The organism is Zobellella sp. An-6 (assembly GCF_052487945.1).
On sequence record NZ_CP199259.1, the window covers coordinates 1,858,192 to 1,871,909 of the forward strand.

Below are 13,718 nucleotides of genomic sequence, written 5' to 3' on the forward strand. Positions count from 1 at the left end.
GGGCGGGGCGAGGATGGGATCCCCTTTGTCTGTCGGGACATTAACCGATGCTGAATATGGACTTTTCTCAACGACTGGCCCTTCCCTATGACTCTGCCCGCTGGCAGGCCTCCCCGGCCCCCGGGGTATGGCGCTACCCGCTGGAGCGGGAGCAGGCGGAAAGCGGTCATGTCACCAGCCTGGTTCGGTTTGAACCGGAGGCCCGCTTCCCCGAGCATAGCCATCCTCGGGGTGAGGAATTTTGGGTACTGGAAGGGACCTTCTCCGATGAGCAGGGCGACTACCCCGCCGGCAGCTACGTGCGCCACCCGCCCGGCAGCCGGCATGGCGCCTTCAGCCGTGAGGGCTGCCTCATCTTCGTCAAACTCAACCAGTTCGCCGCCGACGACGAGGGCGAACGCAAGCTGCTGCCCGGGCAGGATCTGTGGATCACCGGTGAGCACGGCTATCGCCGCCTGCCCCTGCACAAGCACGATGGGATCAGTACCAGCCTGCTCGACTTTCCCCAAGGAGGCCGCTTTCCGCCCTGCTGTTACAAGCACGGGCTGGAAATCCTGGTGCTTGAAGGCCAACTCGCCGAGGGACCGCTCTCCTATCCGGTATTGAGCTGGCTGCGCTTTCCCGCCGGCACAGTGCCCGAGCTGGAAGCGGGCCGCCATACCCGGCTCTGGGTGAGAACCGGCCACCTGCCGGCCTGACCGGGCCGTCGCATCCGTTGCCGGTGTCTCCGCGCACCGGCAACCTTTCCCCTTCGGCCGGCTCCGCCATGGCGCAATGGCGAGCAGACAGGCTCCCCGCTTGATCCAAGTCAAAGAGGAAGGCGCATTGTTTGCGTTTCTCCGCTTCAGCCCGCGAGGATGGCGCCGATACACTGTTTATCTCAGCGGTATCACGAGGCTTTGCATGACATCACTCAAACTCACCCACAAGCTCGGCTTACTGGTGTTGCTGCCTTTGGCGGCGTTGCTCCTGTTTGCTTCCCTCTATGCATTGGCGAGCTATCGCACCATGGCCAATGCGGCCGACATGGTGCCCATCACCCGGCTGGCGGCGCAAAGCGGCCAGTTGGCGCACCAGTTGCAAGCGGAGCGGGGACTCTCGGCCAGCAGCATCAACGACAGCCGCGGGGAGTTCGGCGCCAGGCTGGCCGAGCAGCGGGCCCGCACCGAGCAGGCCCTGCGTCGGCTCGAGCAGGGCAGCCGCCAGCTGGTGCTCGAGGGGGAGGCCGCCAGCCGCCACCAGGCCCTGCAGCAGGCACTGGGCCGGCTCGAGGGCCTGCGCCGGCAGGTGGATGGCAAGCAGCTGACGGTGCCCCAGGTGGTCGATGACTACAGCCAGGTGATCGCCGCCCTGCTGGCGGTGATCGACGGCGCCGTGCCGCTGGCGGCGGATGCGCCCCAGGCCGCCGCCCTCGGCGCCTACAGTGCCTTCCTGCAGGCCAAGGATCGCCTGGGGCTGCTGCGCGCCAGCCTGAGTTCAGCCCGGGTGGCGGGCCAGTTCAGCCCCGAGCTGTACCGTCGCTTCGCCGCCCTGGAGGCCCAGCACCAGGCCTATCTGGAGCGTTTCATGGTGCTGGCCGAGCCCCAGTGGCGAGCCCAGTTCGGCCAGTTGCAGGGCTCGCCACTGGCCCGGGAAGTGCAGGACAGCATCGACCAGGCCCACCGCCAGCACGGCGGCGGCAGCCTGAGCGGCGAGGCCTCCGCCTGGTTCAGCCTGGCCAGCCGTTATATCGACGCGATCAAGGGGGCCGAAGACCAGTTCGCCGCCAGCCTGGCGCAGACCGGCGAACAGGGCTACCAGGCCGCGCGCAACAGCTTTTTCCTGGCCCTGGTGCTGAGCCTGGCGGCGGCCCTGCTCACCCTGCTGGTCTGCGGCCTGATACTGCGGGATCTGCGTCGGGGATTCGCCGAGTTGCAGGCGGGCATCATGCGCATCGCCCACCGCCAGGACTTCAGCCAGCCGGTGCGGGTGGCCAGTCGCGACGAACTGGGCGAACTGGCCGACGCCATCAACCGCATGCAGTGCCAGCTGTCCACCCTGCTCGGCCGGATGCGCGACACCTGTGAACACCTGATGGCCCACAGCGGCCATACCCGCAGTACCCTGCAGCTGATCCAGCAGGATCTGGACAAGGGGCTGGGGCAGGTGGATCTGGTGGTGTCCGCCGCCACCGAAATGTCGGCCACCGTGGCCGAGATCGCCCGCCACGCCTCGGAAACCTTCTCCGCCGCCAACCACACCATTGCCCGGGCTTCGGACGGTGATCGCAAGGTGGACGGCACCATAGCCGCCATCGAGCAGGTGGCCGCCTCCCTGGAGCACGGTGAGGCCAAGGTAGTCGAGGTGGCGGGCTACAGCCGGGAGGTGAGCAACTTTCTGGAAGTGATCAAGCAGATCTCCGATCGCACCAACCTGCTGGCGCTGAACGCGGCCATCGAGGCGGCCCGGGCCGGCGAGTCGGGCCGGGGCTTCGCGGTGGTGGCGGAAGAGGTCCGCTCCCTGGCGTTGCAGACCCAGAGCACCGCCGAGCAGATAGAGAGCATGCTGACCCGGCTGCGCCAGGGCAGCGAGCAGGCGGTGGAGGCCATGGGGCAGGGACGCAGCCGCAGCCTGGCCTGCGTCGGCGAGGCCCGGGAGGCCGGCGCCCAGCTGACCGCCATCGTCGAGGAAATCGGCCAGGTCAACGCCATGACCGAGCAGGTGGCCACCGCCACCGAGGAGCAGCGCACCGTGACCGACGATATCCAGCACAACATAGTGGTGATGAAGCAGGGCTACGACAACACCCAGAGCTGTGCCGGCGAGCTGGTGCGCGGCAGCGAACTGATGGCGCAGATGGTGGTGGAGCTGGATGGCCGCCTCAAGGCCTTTATCCTGGGCGAGGGGGACGGCCGACCGGGCTCCCTGGTACAGGACGAGCCGGGCTGGGTACCGAGCCTGCAACGGCGGTGAGCGTTGCCGCCCGGCCTTGCCGGGCGGTTATTCGTCGGCGCCCGGATCCCTGAACTCCGGCGTTTCCATCGGCCCCAGTGGCCAGCCACCCAGCTCCTTCCAGCGGTTGACGATAAGGCAGAACAGCTCGGCGGTCTTGCGGGTATCGTAGAGGGCGCTGTGGGCTTCCTTGTTGTCGAAGCTCATGCCTGCCGCCTTGCAGGCCTTGGCCAGTACCGTCTGGCCCAGGGCCAGGCCGGCGAGGGTGGCGGTGTCGAAGGTGGCGAAGGGGTGGAAGGGATTGCGCTTGATGCCCGCCCGCTCCGCCGCCGCCATCACGAAGCCGTGATCGAAGGAGGCGTTGTGGGCCACCACTATGGCCCGCTGGCACTGGTTGGCCTTGATGCCCTTGCGCACCCCCTTGAAGATCTGCTCCAGGGCCTCGTGCTCGGTCACGGCGCCGCGCAGGGCGCTGTAGGGGTCGATGCCGGTGAAGGCGAGGGCGGCAGGCTCCAGGTTGGCGCCCTCGAAGGGGGACACATGGAAATGGTAAGTCTGATCCGGGATCAGCCAGCCGTTCTTGTCCATCTTCAGGGTGATGGCGGCAATTTCCAGCAGGGCGTCGGTCTGGGCGTTGAAACCGCCGGTTTCCACATCGATCACCACCGGAAAATAGCCCCGAAAGCGCTCGTGAATCTGAGTTGATGCTGCTGTTGCCGTCATTATCGTCCTAGGGTTGCCTCAAAAAGCGGGGGGCTTATTATGCCAGAGTCGCCCGGCGAGATCGCCTGCAAAGGCAGGCCAGGCACGAGAGGAACCCGGTTTGGTGCAATAATGTGCAAACGCACCGAGGGAGCGAGAAAAAGATTGCGCCGGCGTCGGCTCTTGCCTACTATACGCCCCGCTGAAAGGGCAAGGCTCTGCAGTGTTCAACAATTTGGTGAGGTGTCCGAGTGGCTGCCAAGAGGCGAAGCCGGGGCAAAAAACACGCAGCGTGCTGCGTCAGCCCGAGGACGGTGATCCGAAGAGAAAAAGCCGGTGAAGCAGACACCGTAGATAAAAAACGCATAAAAATTTGGTGAGGTGTCCGAGTGGCTGCCAAGAGGCGAAGCCGGGGCAAAAAGCACGCAGCGTGCTGCGTCAGCCCGAGGACGGTGATCCGAAGAGAAAAAGCCGGTGAAGCAGACACCGTAGATAAAAAACGCATAAAAATTTGGTGAGGTGTCCGAGTGGCTGAAGGAGCACGCCTGGAAAGTGTGTATACGGCAACGTATCGAGGGTTCGAATCCCTCCCTCACCGCCAAATCGAAAAGCCCGCAGCAATGCGGGCTTTTTTCGTTCCGGTCCCGTCCGGTGGCCGACTTCCGTCGCAACGGTGCCGATATTGTGAATATCATCAAGCACCTAGAGCCGAACCTACTGGTGCTTTCCGCCGTTTTTGTAATACTGTTGTTAACCGAGCCCGACATCAGACAAGGACAGTTATGAGCATCCATACCGACAAGCTACCCTTGGAAATGCTGTATCACTGGGCCGAACGCCAGCCCGCTGCCATCTACCTGCGTCAACCGAAAGACGGCCACTGGCACCAGCACAGCTGGTCCCAGGTATTGGAGCAGGCGGCCCGGCTGGTGGCCGGGCTCAGGACCCTGGGGCTGGAGCCCGGGGACAAGGTAGCCCTGCTGTCCAAAAACTGCGCCGAGTGGTTTATCTGCGACTTCGCCCTGCAGATGGGCGGCTATGTGAGTGTGCCCATCTACCCCACCGCCGGGGCCGACACGGTGCGCTACGTGCTGGAGCACAGCGAAAGCAAGGCCATCTTCACCGGCAAGCTGGACGAACCGGACATCCAGGAGCCGGGCATCCCCGACGGCCTCACCCGTCTTGCCATGCCCTATCCCTCCACCATGGAAACCCACCACCACTGGGCGGATCTGCTGGCCCAGGCCCCCATCGCCGAGCGGCCGGTGCCGGAGCGGGATCGCCTGATGAGCCTGGTGTACACCTCCGGCAGCACCGGCAACCCCAAGGGGGTGATGATCTGCTTCGGCGCCTATGCCGCCGCCTGCCAGGGCATTCTGCAGACCACCGGGCTGTCGAGCGAGGACCGGGCCTTCTCCTACCTGCCGCTGTCCCATATCACCGAGCGGGTCTATATCCTCGGCGCCAGCCTCTACGGCGGCGTCCCGGTGGGCTTCGCCCAGAGCCTGGATACCTTTATCGAGGACGTGAAGACCATCTCGCCCACGGTGTTTATCTCGGTGCCCCGGTTATGGACCAACTTCCGCAGCCGCATTCTGGAAAAATTGCCCCAGAAGAAGCTGGATCTGCTGCTCAGGATCCCCTTTGTCTCCGGCCTGGTGAAGAAGAAAATCCGCGCCGGTCTGGGTCTCAGCGCCGCCCGCATCCTGGGGTGCGGCTCGGCACCGGTATCGCCGTCGCTGCTGCGCTGGTACGAGCGGCTCGACATGCCCATTACCGAGGCCTGGGGCATGACCGAGAACCTGGCCTATTCCACCCTCAACTATCCCTATCGTTCCGACAAGGTCGGTACCGTGGGCAAGCCCGGGGTTAAGGTGGAGATCCGCATCTCCGACAGCGGCGAGGTATTGTGCCGCTGCCCGGGCATGATGAGCGGCTACTACAAGCAGGAGTCCGCCACCCGCGAGACCCTGCAGGACGGTTGGTTGCACACCGGGGATCAGGGACGGTTGGACGCGGACGGATACCTCACCATCACCGGACGGACCAAGGACGCCTTCAAGACCGCCAAGGGCAAATACGTGTTGCCGGTGCCGATAGAGGCCATGTTGATCGAGAACGAGGCGATAGAGCAGGTGTGCGTGGTGGGCAGCGGCCAGGCCCAGCCGGTGGCCCTGGTGCAGCTGGCGGAAGGCCTGGATCGACGGCACAAGGGGACCATCGCCGAGCAACTGGCGGCCACCCTGGGCCATGTTAACCAGAAGCTTGAAAGCCACCAGCGCCTGGGCGGCATACTGGTGATGGAGGCCCCCTGGACGGTGGACAACGACATCATGACACCCACCCTCAAGATCAAGCGTCACCTGCTGGAGCAACGTTACGCGGATCTGGATCAACGCTGGCCGGGCGGCCAGGTGGTATTGTGGGAGCAGGATCTGCCGGCGGCCGGGTGATTGTTGCAAAAATGGAATAATAACTTTTTTCGTTTTACGGAATAACCGCTAATTCCACCGGGAGAGCTATGTTACCTTTTTGTACAAGCTTACTTACATCTATCTTTTGTTAGTGGAATCGGGCAGACGGAAGCTGCCCATTTTTTTGCCTGTCTTTTACTCTTCTTCGCTCTTGTCCTGCCAGTTCCTTACCCAGGTTGACGCCAGCCGCTCGCGCATGTGTTTGTCGATGAATTCGATAAAGGTATTGAGCCGTACCGGGGCCAGCTCACGATTGTGGTACACCATGTGGAACGGCCGCTTGCCGCCCAGCCAGGCCGGCAGCACCGGCCGCAACAGGCCGGCATTCACATGGTGGGCCACATAGTGCTTGGGCACGTTGACGATGCCCAACCCCTGGATGGCGGCCTTTACCGCCGACTGCATCTGGTTGACTGACAGCCGGGCCACCGGCTTCAGGTGGAAACGGCGGCCGTCCTCGTGGGTCAGTTGCCAGTTGCGGTGCGGCCAGCACTGGATGATATGGTGCTGATCCAGCTCTTCCGGCATCAGCGGCATGCCCTGGCGCTCCACATAGTGGGGGGAGGCGAACAGGCCGTAGTGTACCTCTCCCAAGCGGCGGGCGCGCAGGCTGGAGTCGGGCAGCTCGCCGCTGAAGAAGACCACGTCCAGATCCGTGTCCAGCAGGCTGGTGTAGTCGTTGCTTTGCAGCAGATCGATACGGATGGCCGGATACTTCAGGCAGAATTCAGTGATGCCGTCGATCAGGAAGGTGTTGGAGATGGCGATAGGGGCGGCTACCTTGATCAGGCCGCTCATGTGCTGGCTCTGGCCCTGGATATCGCCGGTGACCTGCTCCATTTCCGTGAGCAGGGGGTTGAGCCGCTCGAAGTAGCGCCGCCCCTCCTCGGTGAGCTGCAGCTTGCGGGTGGTGCGGCTCAGCAACTTGCAGCCGAGCGACTGCTCCAGTGCCGAAATCCGCCGGCTGAGGGTGGCGGTGGGCATGCCCAGCTGGGCGGCGGCATGGGAAAAGCCGCCCTGTTGCACGACTTTGACGAAGAGGTAAAAAGCGTCCAGGTTTTTCATGGGGCGAGCCGGGGGTCCGTTGGTGCCGAGGGCGATCAAGCATGGGGCGACTCTATGCGAGGGCGGCGCCGAGATCCAGTAAAATGCGCTAGGCCGGCTGCAGGTAACGGCGCAGCAGGGCCACGAATTCCGGGGGCTCCCGGTCCAGGTTCGACTCGTGCACCAGCAGATCATAGCCGTAGAGCTCGCGCATGTGAGCCATGCGGTGGCCGAGCATGGCGGCCAGTCCCTCGTAGTGGCGGCCGTTGGTCGAGCGGTATTGGTTGTCTTCCACCAGCCAGTCTTGCAGCCGGCGGCGGCTGACCGCACCGTGGCGCAGGGCCATGGCCAGCAGGGGCCGCTGCTCGTTGAGCATGTGTACCGTCAGCCGCGGCGTCATCAGGGGCAGGAATTCGTCATAGTCGCGGATCTTGATGCCGATATAGGGCAGTTCCACCAGGTCCAGTCCCTCGTGCAGGCGGGGCTGATCGACACGCACTATGTTACTCCAGTGCAGGCTCCAGCCGCCGATCTTGTGGTGGAAATGCAGGTTGTCGGCGCTGAGTGAAAAACTGTAGGGCGGCTCCCTGAGCTTGAGCACGCCCAGCACCGTCATCACCAGGCTGGCGAGGAAGAGGAAGATCACCACCAGGTGGCCGCGCCCGCCCAGCCAGTACAACACCATGGTCAGCGCCAGCATCAGGGTCACACCGGCCAGAGCAAGGGGCAGGCCATGGCGGCGCGATATGGGCTCTATGTGTTGGGTTTCCCGCACCCTCTCTCCCATTTGAAGCGTGATTCCATTAAGGTGATGATACACAAAGACCGACAGCAAGAGGTAAAAATGACAACCGCCATCGAGGTGATGCGCCGCCACAGATCCATCCGTAAGTTCACCGAGCAGCCCCTTTCTGCCGAACAACGGGAGGCCATCATGGCGGCGGCCCAGGCCGCACCCAGCTCCAGTTTTCTGCAGGCCTCGGCGGTGATCCGGGTGACCGATCCCGGGCTGCGTAACCGCCTGGTGTCCCTGTGCGGCAACCAGGCCTACGTGGCCGGCGCCGCCGAGTTCTGGGTGTTTTGCGCCGACTTTCACCGCCACCTGCAGTGGGTGCCCGAAGCCAAGACCGGCTTTGCCGAACAACTGCTGATCGGCGCCATCGACACCGCCCTGATGGGGCAGAATGCGCTGACGGCGGCGGAGTCCCTGGGGTTGGGCGGGGTCTTCATCGGGGCGGTGCGCAACCACCCTCAGGAGCTCAGCTCCCTGCTGGGGCTGCCCAGGGGAGTGATCCCCCTGTTCGGGCTCTGCATCGGGCACCCGGCCCAGGATCCCGAGCCCAAGCCCAGGTTGCCCGCGGCCCTGATGTTCTTCGAGAACGGCTACCCGGTGCAACAGGACGAAGCCCTGATGCGGGACTACGACGAGCGGGTGCGCCACTACTACCGTACCCGTAGCGGTGGCAACAAGGAGGTGAGCTGGACCGGGCAGATAGGGGAAACCCTGGCCAGGGAGGCGCGTCCCTTCATGCTGGAGTTTCTGCAACGCCAGGGATTCTGTCTGCGTTAATCTCCGGCCCTGTCGGACAGCTTGACCACCAGCAGATCGCAGCCGTCGATATCGAGGAAGCCCACCGTATGGGAGAACAGGTGGCCGAGGAAATGATGCTCGAGCTGGTGGCCGCAGATCAGCAGGTCGGCGTTCTTTTCCTTCACCGCCAGGCGCACCGCCTGGCGGACATCGCCGCTCGGCAGAGAGATGCTGGCCACCTGGTGCTGGGTCTCCTTCAGCATCTTCATGATCTCGTGGCCGCTTTCGAGTCGCAGTTTCATCTTGAGCTGGCGCAGATCCATGTTCAGGCTGCCCACGTAGACACCGCTCACGTCCGGCTCCACATGCACCAGGTGCAGTCTGGCCTGATAGCATTCCGCCAGCTCCACCGCCCGCTTGAGCAGCGGCTTTTCCCTGTGATTCAGCTCCAGGGCTACCAGAATATTACGATAGGGCATAGGGGCCTCCTTTGAGCCGGCGGCACTCTGCCCACCGGTGACTACAGCCAGGATGTTGCCATGTGGGTCACTATCAGGCCGACGACGACTAAATGCAAGAACAGGGTGGCGGCCAGCACCAGGGGCTTCCAGCCCACGGCACCGAGTCCTCCCAGCCGGGTGCCGAGCCCCAGGGCGGCCATGGCCATGGTCAGGGCCCAGCTATCGAGGTGCTTGATGGTGGCCGTCCAGGTGGGCGGCAGGTTCACCAGGGAGTTGAACAGCACCACGGCGATAAAGCCGAAGGCGAACCAGGGCAGGGGGGGCCGGACCGCCCGGATGCCGCTCTTGCGGCTGAGCCACCAGCCCAGCACCAGCAACACCGGCGCCAGCATCATCACCCGGGTCAGCTTGGCGATCACCGCCGTCTGGGCCACATCATCACCCATGGCGACGCCAGCGGCAACCACTTGAGCCACTTCGTGCACGGTGGCACCGGTATAGATGCCCATGGCCTGGGGCGACAGCCCGAGCCGGGGGTAGAGCAACGGATAAATGAACATGGCCAGGGTGCCGAACAACACCACTGTGCCTACCGCCACCGTGGTCTGCTGCGGGCGGGCGCGTACCACCGGCTCGGCGGCGAGGATGGCGGCAGCCCCGCAGATGGCGGAGCCCGCCCCCACCAGCAGGCTGGTGGGGGCGTCCAGGCCCAGCCAGCGTCGGCCCAGCCAGTAGGCCAGCCCCAGGGTGGAAAGCAGCATCACCGCATCCACCAGCAGGGCGCCGGTGCCGACTTTGGCAATCTGCTGCAGGCTGATGTGGATACCATAGAAGGCGACCCCGAGGCGGAGCAACCGCTTCTTGCAGAACTCCAGGCCGGGTTGCCAGTCGCCCAGTGCCAGCCGAGGCCATGCATTGCCCAGCACCAGGCCCAGCAGTATGGCGAAGATCAGCGGGCTGATACCGGCGTCAAACTGCCGGGCCAGCAGCAGGCTGGTGGCGGCCAGCAGGCCGGCGAGGCTGATTCCCTGAACGATGACAAACATGACGGCATTCCCCCGAGTGACAGGAGGCCAGTCTATGTCGGCAGAGGAATTAATAAAAATTGAAGCTTTTTATTTAATTAATCAATAAAATTGATTTTTTAGATTGTGTACATTTTGTTTTAATTTTGTGTGCTGAATGACAAAGGGAAAGTGTCTGTGCTACGCTTGCGCCAATTGGGAGGGCTGTAGATGATCCTTATTCTTACCTTGCTGGCACCCCTGTCCGGGGTTCTTTTTTATATTGCCGCGCTGCAATGCGCCTTGCCCCCGCGTCGCTGGGCGCTGCTCGGCTGCCTGTTCGGCCCCGCCGTATTGCCCCTGTTCATGGCCAAGCGCCGTTGGTCGTTGCTGTGTGCCCGGGGCCGAAGCTACGGCCTGCTCAGGGCCTGATTTGATCTCGCGCAAGGCCGACTCCGGGCCTTCTGCTAAACTGCCCCCTCGGGATCTGTTTGGAGCATGTTATGAGTGCACTGGAAAAATTAATCTGGAACGTCTTGGGCTATACCGCCATGCCATTGATTTTTTTGACAGGTTTTATCGGAGTATCGGTGGTGACCTGCCTTATTTTGTTGTGGATGGACAAGCGGAAGGGCTGAGTGTGCCTTTGTTGACTGAGATCAAGCCCTGGCCTGGGCGCGGGGCGTAAGCTTAAAACCGTTGGCGCCACGTCAACAACCTGATGATCACCTGGGTGATCTCAGATTCTGGTTTCTGTTCACTCGTTAGTATGTAATCTTTTCGACTGGCCGCCCGGCCAGTTTTTTTTTGCACGCCTTCACCAAAGTGTCATCAACCAGGGGCAAACTCTGGTCCCGCCGGTGCCATACTGCCCCCGCAATCCGTGCCCAAGCCCGAAAAAACGAACGATTTTCGGTGGATTTGTGTTCTTTATGTTATAGCTAAGATAAGAACGAAAAAGAGTTCCCGCCACTTGGTTAAAGGGTGAGCTGGATCCTTGAGCACAACAAAACGCAGGGGTATGATGCCCGCCGTTGAAAAAGGCGGGTTCGCCTGAAAGTGAGGTGGAGATGAATATCTTTATCATGCGCCACGGCCAGGCGGCACCGGAGGCATCCAGCGATGCTTTACGGCCTTTGACCGGACAGGGAAGGGATGAGACCTGTTTGATGGCGCAATGGCTGGCACAACAAGTGCCGGTATTTGATCGTGTGCTGGTCAGTCCTTATCTGCGTACCAGGCAAACCTGGCAGCAGGTATCCAAGCATATAACCGGAACCCAGGTGGAGTGCTGCGAAGAGCTCACTCCCAATGCCGACGCGGATGTCGCCGCCAGCCTGTTGCTGGCTTATGGCGAGCTGCACCGGCAGGATAACCTGCTGGTGGTGAGTCACATGCCACTGGTCGGTTTTCTGGTCGAGAGTCTGTGCCCGGCAACCATGGCACCGATTTTCGTGACCTCGGGTATCGCCAAAGTTATCCTCGAGCAGGGCCAGACGCCCGTGTTCAACTGGTTGGAAGGGCCTCACAATGTCCGTCCCCATTATGAACAGCCTTACCATCTGCTCGGGTCTTTAGGGTAAGTGAGAATAAGGAAAATAAGCAGAGGTGAATCATGCGTATTTTTAAGAAGTATCAGCCTTTGTTGATTGCCAAGTATGTCAAGACCTTCTTCAGCGGCCGCCTCTACATCCGGGGCCGGGGCGCCTTCCTCTACGCCAAGGGGATGCTGGTGATGCCGGAGCACGCCGATAAGCGTCACCGCGTCACGGTACAGGAGATCAACCGCCTGATCGGCCGGCTGCAGGAGCCGCAAACCGCCTGATTCTTCGCGTAAGCGGTCAACCATGTTGAAAGGCCGGACAGCTCCGGCCTTTGTCGTTTCTTATACCCAAGGGGCCACTTCAACGGACCATCCCGGCGCCGGTCGAATACATTCGGCCCTGCGGCGGTCCCGTCGAACCTATCCCACCAACCGCCGCATTGCCCCGGCGTCGATTCAGAGCTCGGTCTTGAGCAGCACCAAGAGGGCGGCATCGCCACCCCATTCCCGGGTGGCCTGATGAAAGGCCAGCACCTGGGGATGCTGGGCCAGCCACATGGGCAGCCGCTGCTTGAGGATATGCTTGCCATGGCCGTGCATGATGGACACGCACTTCACGTGCTGGCGGCGGGCCGCCAGCAGCAGGGCCGACAACTCCTCCTTGGCCTGCTCCTGGGTCAGGCCGTGCAAGTCCAAAAACAGATCCGGTACATAATCGCCCCGGCGCAGCTTTTTCAGCTCATAGGCGGAGGTGTCCTCCTGGCGGTAACGGGTGGGTCCTTCCTGCTCCAGCCAGGGCTCGTAGAGATCGGAAAAAGGGTGGGCCTCGGCACTGTCCTTGCGCCCCCCTTGCCGCTGCGCTTTCACCTTGACCGGCGCCCGGTGCGGACTTATGGTATCCTGCTTCAATTTGCGGACACCCTGCACCGCTTCCTTAAAGAGCGCCTTGTCGTCGTCTTCAGGGGGAGGGGTGGTGGTCATGTCTGCATCCGATTAGTCAAAAATAGCCATTTTATCGAGGCGGAGGGGTTTTGGACACGCTTTTTCATGACGAGGCGCTCACCGAGCTGCACACCATAGGCGACTGGTTGCGGTTTGCCGTCAGCCGTTTTCAGCAGGCCGGCCTGTTCTACGGCCACGGTACCGACAACGCCTGGGACGAAGCGGTGCAGCTGGTACTGCCGCTGCTGCACCTGCCCCAGGACTGCCCGCCCCAGGTGCGCGATGCCCGCCTGCTGCCGAGCGAGCGCAAGCGTTTGCTGGAGGCCCTGCAGCAACGGGTCGAGCAGCGTTTGCCCACCCCCTACATCACCCATACCGCCTGGTTCGCCGGCTATGAATTCTATGTGGACGAGCGGGTGCTGATCCCGCGCTCGCCCATCGCCGAGCTGATCGACACGGGCTTCGCCCCCTGGCTGGCCCACGAGCCCTGCCGCATCATGGACTTGTGCACCGGCTCCGGCTGTATCGCCATCGCCCTGGCCCACGCCTTTCCCGAGGCCGAGGTGGACGCCCTGGACATCTCCCGCGAGGCGTTGGATGTGGCCGAGATCAACATCCAGAACCACGGCCTGGAGCAGCAGGTGATCCCCATCGAGTCGGATCTGTTCTCGGCCCTGCCGGCGGGAGACCAGTACGATCTGATCGTGGCCAATCCGCCCTACGTGGACGAGGAGGACATGGGCGACCTGCCCGAAGAGTTCCGCCACGAGCCCGAGCTGGCCCTGGCCTCCGGCGCCGATGGCCTGGACTTTACCCGCCGCCTGCTGGCCCAGGCCTGCGACTTCCTCACCGAGGACGGGGTGCTGGTGGTGGAAGTGGGCAACAGCCAGGTCCACCTGGAAACCGCCTATCCCGAACTGCCCCTGTCCTGGGTCGAGTTCGCCAACGGCGGCCACGGCGTCTTCGTGATCAGCCGGCGCGATCTTTTGCCCTTTCGGGACCGGTTTTAAGCGCGGTTTTGCAAGCCGAGCCCTAGTGGCATCGAGCGGGTACCGCTGAGCAGATCCTTCGCGCCAGGGATGGCGC

General features: G+C 62.9%; 15 protein-coding genes and 1 tRNA gene. 10 read left to right on the plus strand and 6 right to left on the minus strand.

Going from position 1 to position 13,718, the window contains the following annotated elements:
* Positions 1 to 56: 56 nt before the first annotated feature.
* Both ACT7DK_RS08580 and ACT7DK_RS08585 read left to right on the plus strand, forming a co-directional pair.
* Positions 57 to 698 (plus strand): cupin domain-containing protein, encoded by a 642-nt coding sequence (locus ACT7DK_RS08580; RefSeq protein ID WP_445398233.1) that lies wholly within the window; start codon positions 57 to 59, stop codon positions 696 to 698.
* Between the two features lie 205 nt (positions 699 to 903).
* Positions 904 to 2,952, plus strand: coding sequence for a methyl-accepting chemotaxis protein (locus ACT7DK_RS08585; RefSeq protein WP_445398235.1), 2,049 nt, complete (start codon positions 904 to 906; stop codon positions 2,950 to 2,952).
* Positions 2,953 to 2,979: 27 nt separating this feature from the next.
* Here ACT7DK_RS08585 and rnt read toward each other — a convergent pair whose 3' ends face one another.
* Entirely contained in the window at positions 2,980 to 3,654 is a 675-nt protein-coding gene (gene rnt, locus ACT7DK_RS08590) for a ribonuclease T (RefSeq protein ID WP_445398237.1), read from the minus strand.
* Positions 3,655 to 4,146: 492 nt separating this feature from the next.
* On the opposite strand from rnt, the gene ACT7DK_RS08595 reads away from it, so the two are divergent.
* Both ACT7DK_RS08595 and ACT7DK_RS08600 read left to right on the plus strand, forming a co-directional pair.
* Positions 4,147 to 4,234 (plus strand) — tRNA-Ser (locus ACT7DK_RS08595).
* Between the two features lie 181 nt (positions 4,235 to 4,415).
* Positions 4,416 to 6,086 carry an AMP-binding protein gene (locus tag ACT7DK_RS08600; protein WP_445398239.1) on the plus strand — a complete coding sequence of 557 codons (1,671 nt, stop codon included), beginning with the start codon at positions 4,416 to 4,418 and terminating at the stop codon, positions 6,084 to 6,086.
* A 156-nt stretch (positions 6,087 to 6,242) separates the two neighbouring features.
* Here the strand turns inward: ACT7DK_RS08600 and ACT7DK_RS08605 are convergent, their stop codons facing one another.
* A complete protein-coding gene (locus tag ACT7DK_RS08605; protein WP_445398241.1) occupies positions 6,243 to 7,172 on the minus strand; it encodes a LysR family transcriptional regulator in 930 nt (309 codons plus the stop codon).
* 88 nt (positions 7,173 to 7,260) lie between these two features.
* The gene (locus tag ACT7DK_RS08610; RefSeq protein ID WP_445398243.1) at positions 7,261 to 7,926 is read right to left on the minus strand and encodes a DUF2982 domain-containing protein; all 666 of its coding nucleotides are present in this window, start codon (positions 7,924 to 7,926) and stop codon (positions 7,261 to 7,263) included.
* Between the two features lie 69 nt (positions 7,927 to 7,995).
* On the opposite strand from ACT7DK_RS08610, the gene nfsA reads away from it, so the two are divergent.
* Complete coding sequence (gene nfsA, locus ACT7DK_RS08615) at positions 7,996 to 8,721, plus strand: oxygen-insensitive NADPH nitroreductase (RefSeq protein ID WP_445398245.1); 726 nt, start codon at positions 7,996 to 7,998, stop codon at positions 8,719 to 8,721.
* Here the strand turns inward: nfsA and ACT7DK_RS08620 are convergent.
* The gene (locus ACT7DK_RS08620; RefSeq protein WP_445398247.1) at positions 8,718 to 9,161 is read right to left on the minus strand and encodes a universal stress protein; all 444 of its coding nucleotides are present in this window, start codon (positions 9,159 to 9,161) and stop codon (positions 8,718 to 8,720) included. The genes nfsA and ACT7DK_RS08620 overlap by 4 nt on opposite strands.
* A gap of 41 nt (positions 9,162 to 9,202) precedes the next feature.
* A complete protein-coding gene (locus ACT7DK_RS08625; RefSeq protein ID WP_445402310.1) occupies positions 9,203 to 10,249 on the minus strand; it encodes a YeiH family protein in 1,047 nt (348 codons plus the stop codon).
* Between the two features lie 129 nt (positions 10,250 to 10,378).
* Between ACT7DK_RS08625 and ACT7DK_RS08630 the strand changes: the two genes are divergently transcribed.
* From ACT7DK_RS08630 to ACT7DK_RS08645, 4 genes are all read left to right on the plus strand, one after another.
* Entirely contained in the window at positions 10,379 to 10,579 is a 201-nt protein-coding gene (locus ACT7DK_RS08630; RefSeq protein WP_445398249.1) for a hypothetical protein, read from the plus strand.
* A gap of 71 nt (positions 10,580 to 10,650) precedes the next feature.
* Positions 10,651 to 10,785, plus strand: coding sequence for a TIGR02808 family protein (locus tag ACT7DK_RS08635; RefSeq protein ID WP_445398251.1), 135 nt, complete (start codon positions 10,651 to 10,653; stop codon positions 10,783 to 10,785).
* 432 nt (positions 10,786 to 11,217) lie between these two features.
* Entirely contained in the window at positions 11,218 to 11,730 is a 513-nt protein-coding gene (gene sixA, locus ACT7DK_RS08640; RefSeq protein WP_445398253.1) for a phosphohistidine phosphatase SixA, read from the plus strand.
* Between the two features lie 32 nt (positions 11,731 to 11,762).
* Positions 11,763 to 11,972: a DUF1107 domain-containing protein gene (locus ACT7DK_RS08645; RefSeq protein WP_445398255.1), complete on the plus strand. Its 210-nt coding sequence runs from the start codon at positions 11,763 to 11,765 to the stop codon at positions 11,970 to 11,972.
* Between the two features lie 174 nt (positions 11,973 to 12,146).
* Here the strand turns inward: ACT7DK_RS08645 and smrB are convergent, their stop codons facing one another.
* Positions 12,147 to 12,671 carry an endonuclease SmrB gene (gene smrB / locus ACT7DK_RS08650; protein WP_445398257.1) on the minus strand — a complete coding sequence of 175 codons (525 nt, stop codon included), beginning with the start codon at positions 12,669 to 12,671 and terminating at the stop codon, positions 12,147 to 12,149.
* Positions 12,672 to 12,721: 50 nt separating this feature from the next.
* On the opposite strand from smrB, the gene prmB reads away from it, so the two are divergent.
* Positions 12,722 to 13,642, plus strand: coding sequence for a 50S ribosomal protein L3 N(5)-glutamine methyltransferase (gene prmB, locus ACT7DK_RS08655; RefSeq protein ID WP_445398259.1), 921 nt, complete (start codon positions 12,722 to 12,724; stop codon positions 13,640 to 13,642).
* Positions 13,643 to 13,718: the final 76 nt, after the last annotated feature.

Bases quoted from the DNA above. Each gene is read 5' to 3' on its own strand.
- ACT7DK_RS08580 (WP_445398233.1), top strand. From the start codon at position 57: ATGGACTTTTCTCAACGACTGGCCCTTCCCTATGACTCTGCCCGCTGG.
- ACT7DK_RS08585 (WP_445398235.1), top strand. From the start codon at position 904: ATGACATCACTCAAACTCACCCACAAGCTCGGCTTACTGGTGTTGCTG.
- rnt (WP_445398237.1), bottom strand. From the start codon at position 3,654: ATGACGGCAACAGCAGCATCAACTCAGATTCACGAGCGCTTTCGGGGC.
- ACT7DK_RS08600 (WP_445398239.1), top strand. From the start codon at position 4,416: ATGAGCATCCATACCGACAAGCTACCCTTGGAAATGCTGTATCACTGG.
- ACT7DK_RS08605 (WP_445398241.1), bottom strand. From the start codon at position 7,172: ATGAAAAACCTGGACGCTTTTTACCTCTTCGTCAAAGTCGTGCAACAG.
- nfsA (WP_445398245.1), top strand. From the start codon at position 7,996: ATGACAACCGCCATCGAGGTGATGCGCCGCCACAGATCCATCCGTAAG.
- ACT7DK_RS08620 (WP_445398247.1), bottom strand. From the start codon at position 9,161: ATGCCCTATCGTAATATTCTGGTAGCCCTGGAGCTGAATCACAGGGAA.
- ACT7DK_RS08630 (WP_445398249.1), top strand. From the start codon at position 10,379: ATGATCCTTATTCTTACCTTGCTGGCACCCCTGTCCGGGGTTCTTTTT.
- ACT7DK_RS08635 (WP_445398251.1), top strand. From the start codon at position 10,651: ATGAGTGCACTGGAAAAATTAATCTGGAACGTCTTGGGCTATACCGCC.
- sixA (WP_445398253.1), top strand. From the start codon at position 11,218: ATGAATATCTTTATCATGCGCCACGGCCAGGCGGCACCGGAGGCATCC.
- ACT7DK_RS08645 (WP_445398255.1), top strand. From the start codon at position 11,763: ATGCGTATTTTTAAGAAGTATCAGCCTTTGTTGATTGCCAAGTATGTC.
- smrB (WP_445398257.1), bottom strand. From the start codon at position 12,671: ATGACCACCACCCCTCCCCCTGAAGACGACGACAAGGCGCTCTTTAAG.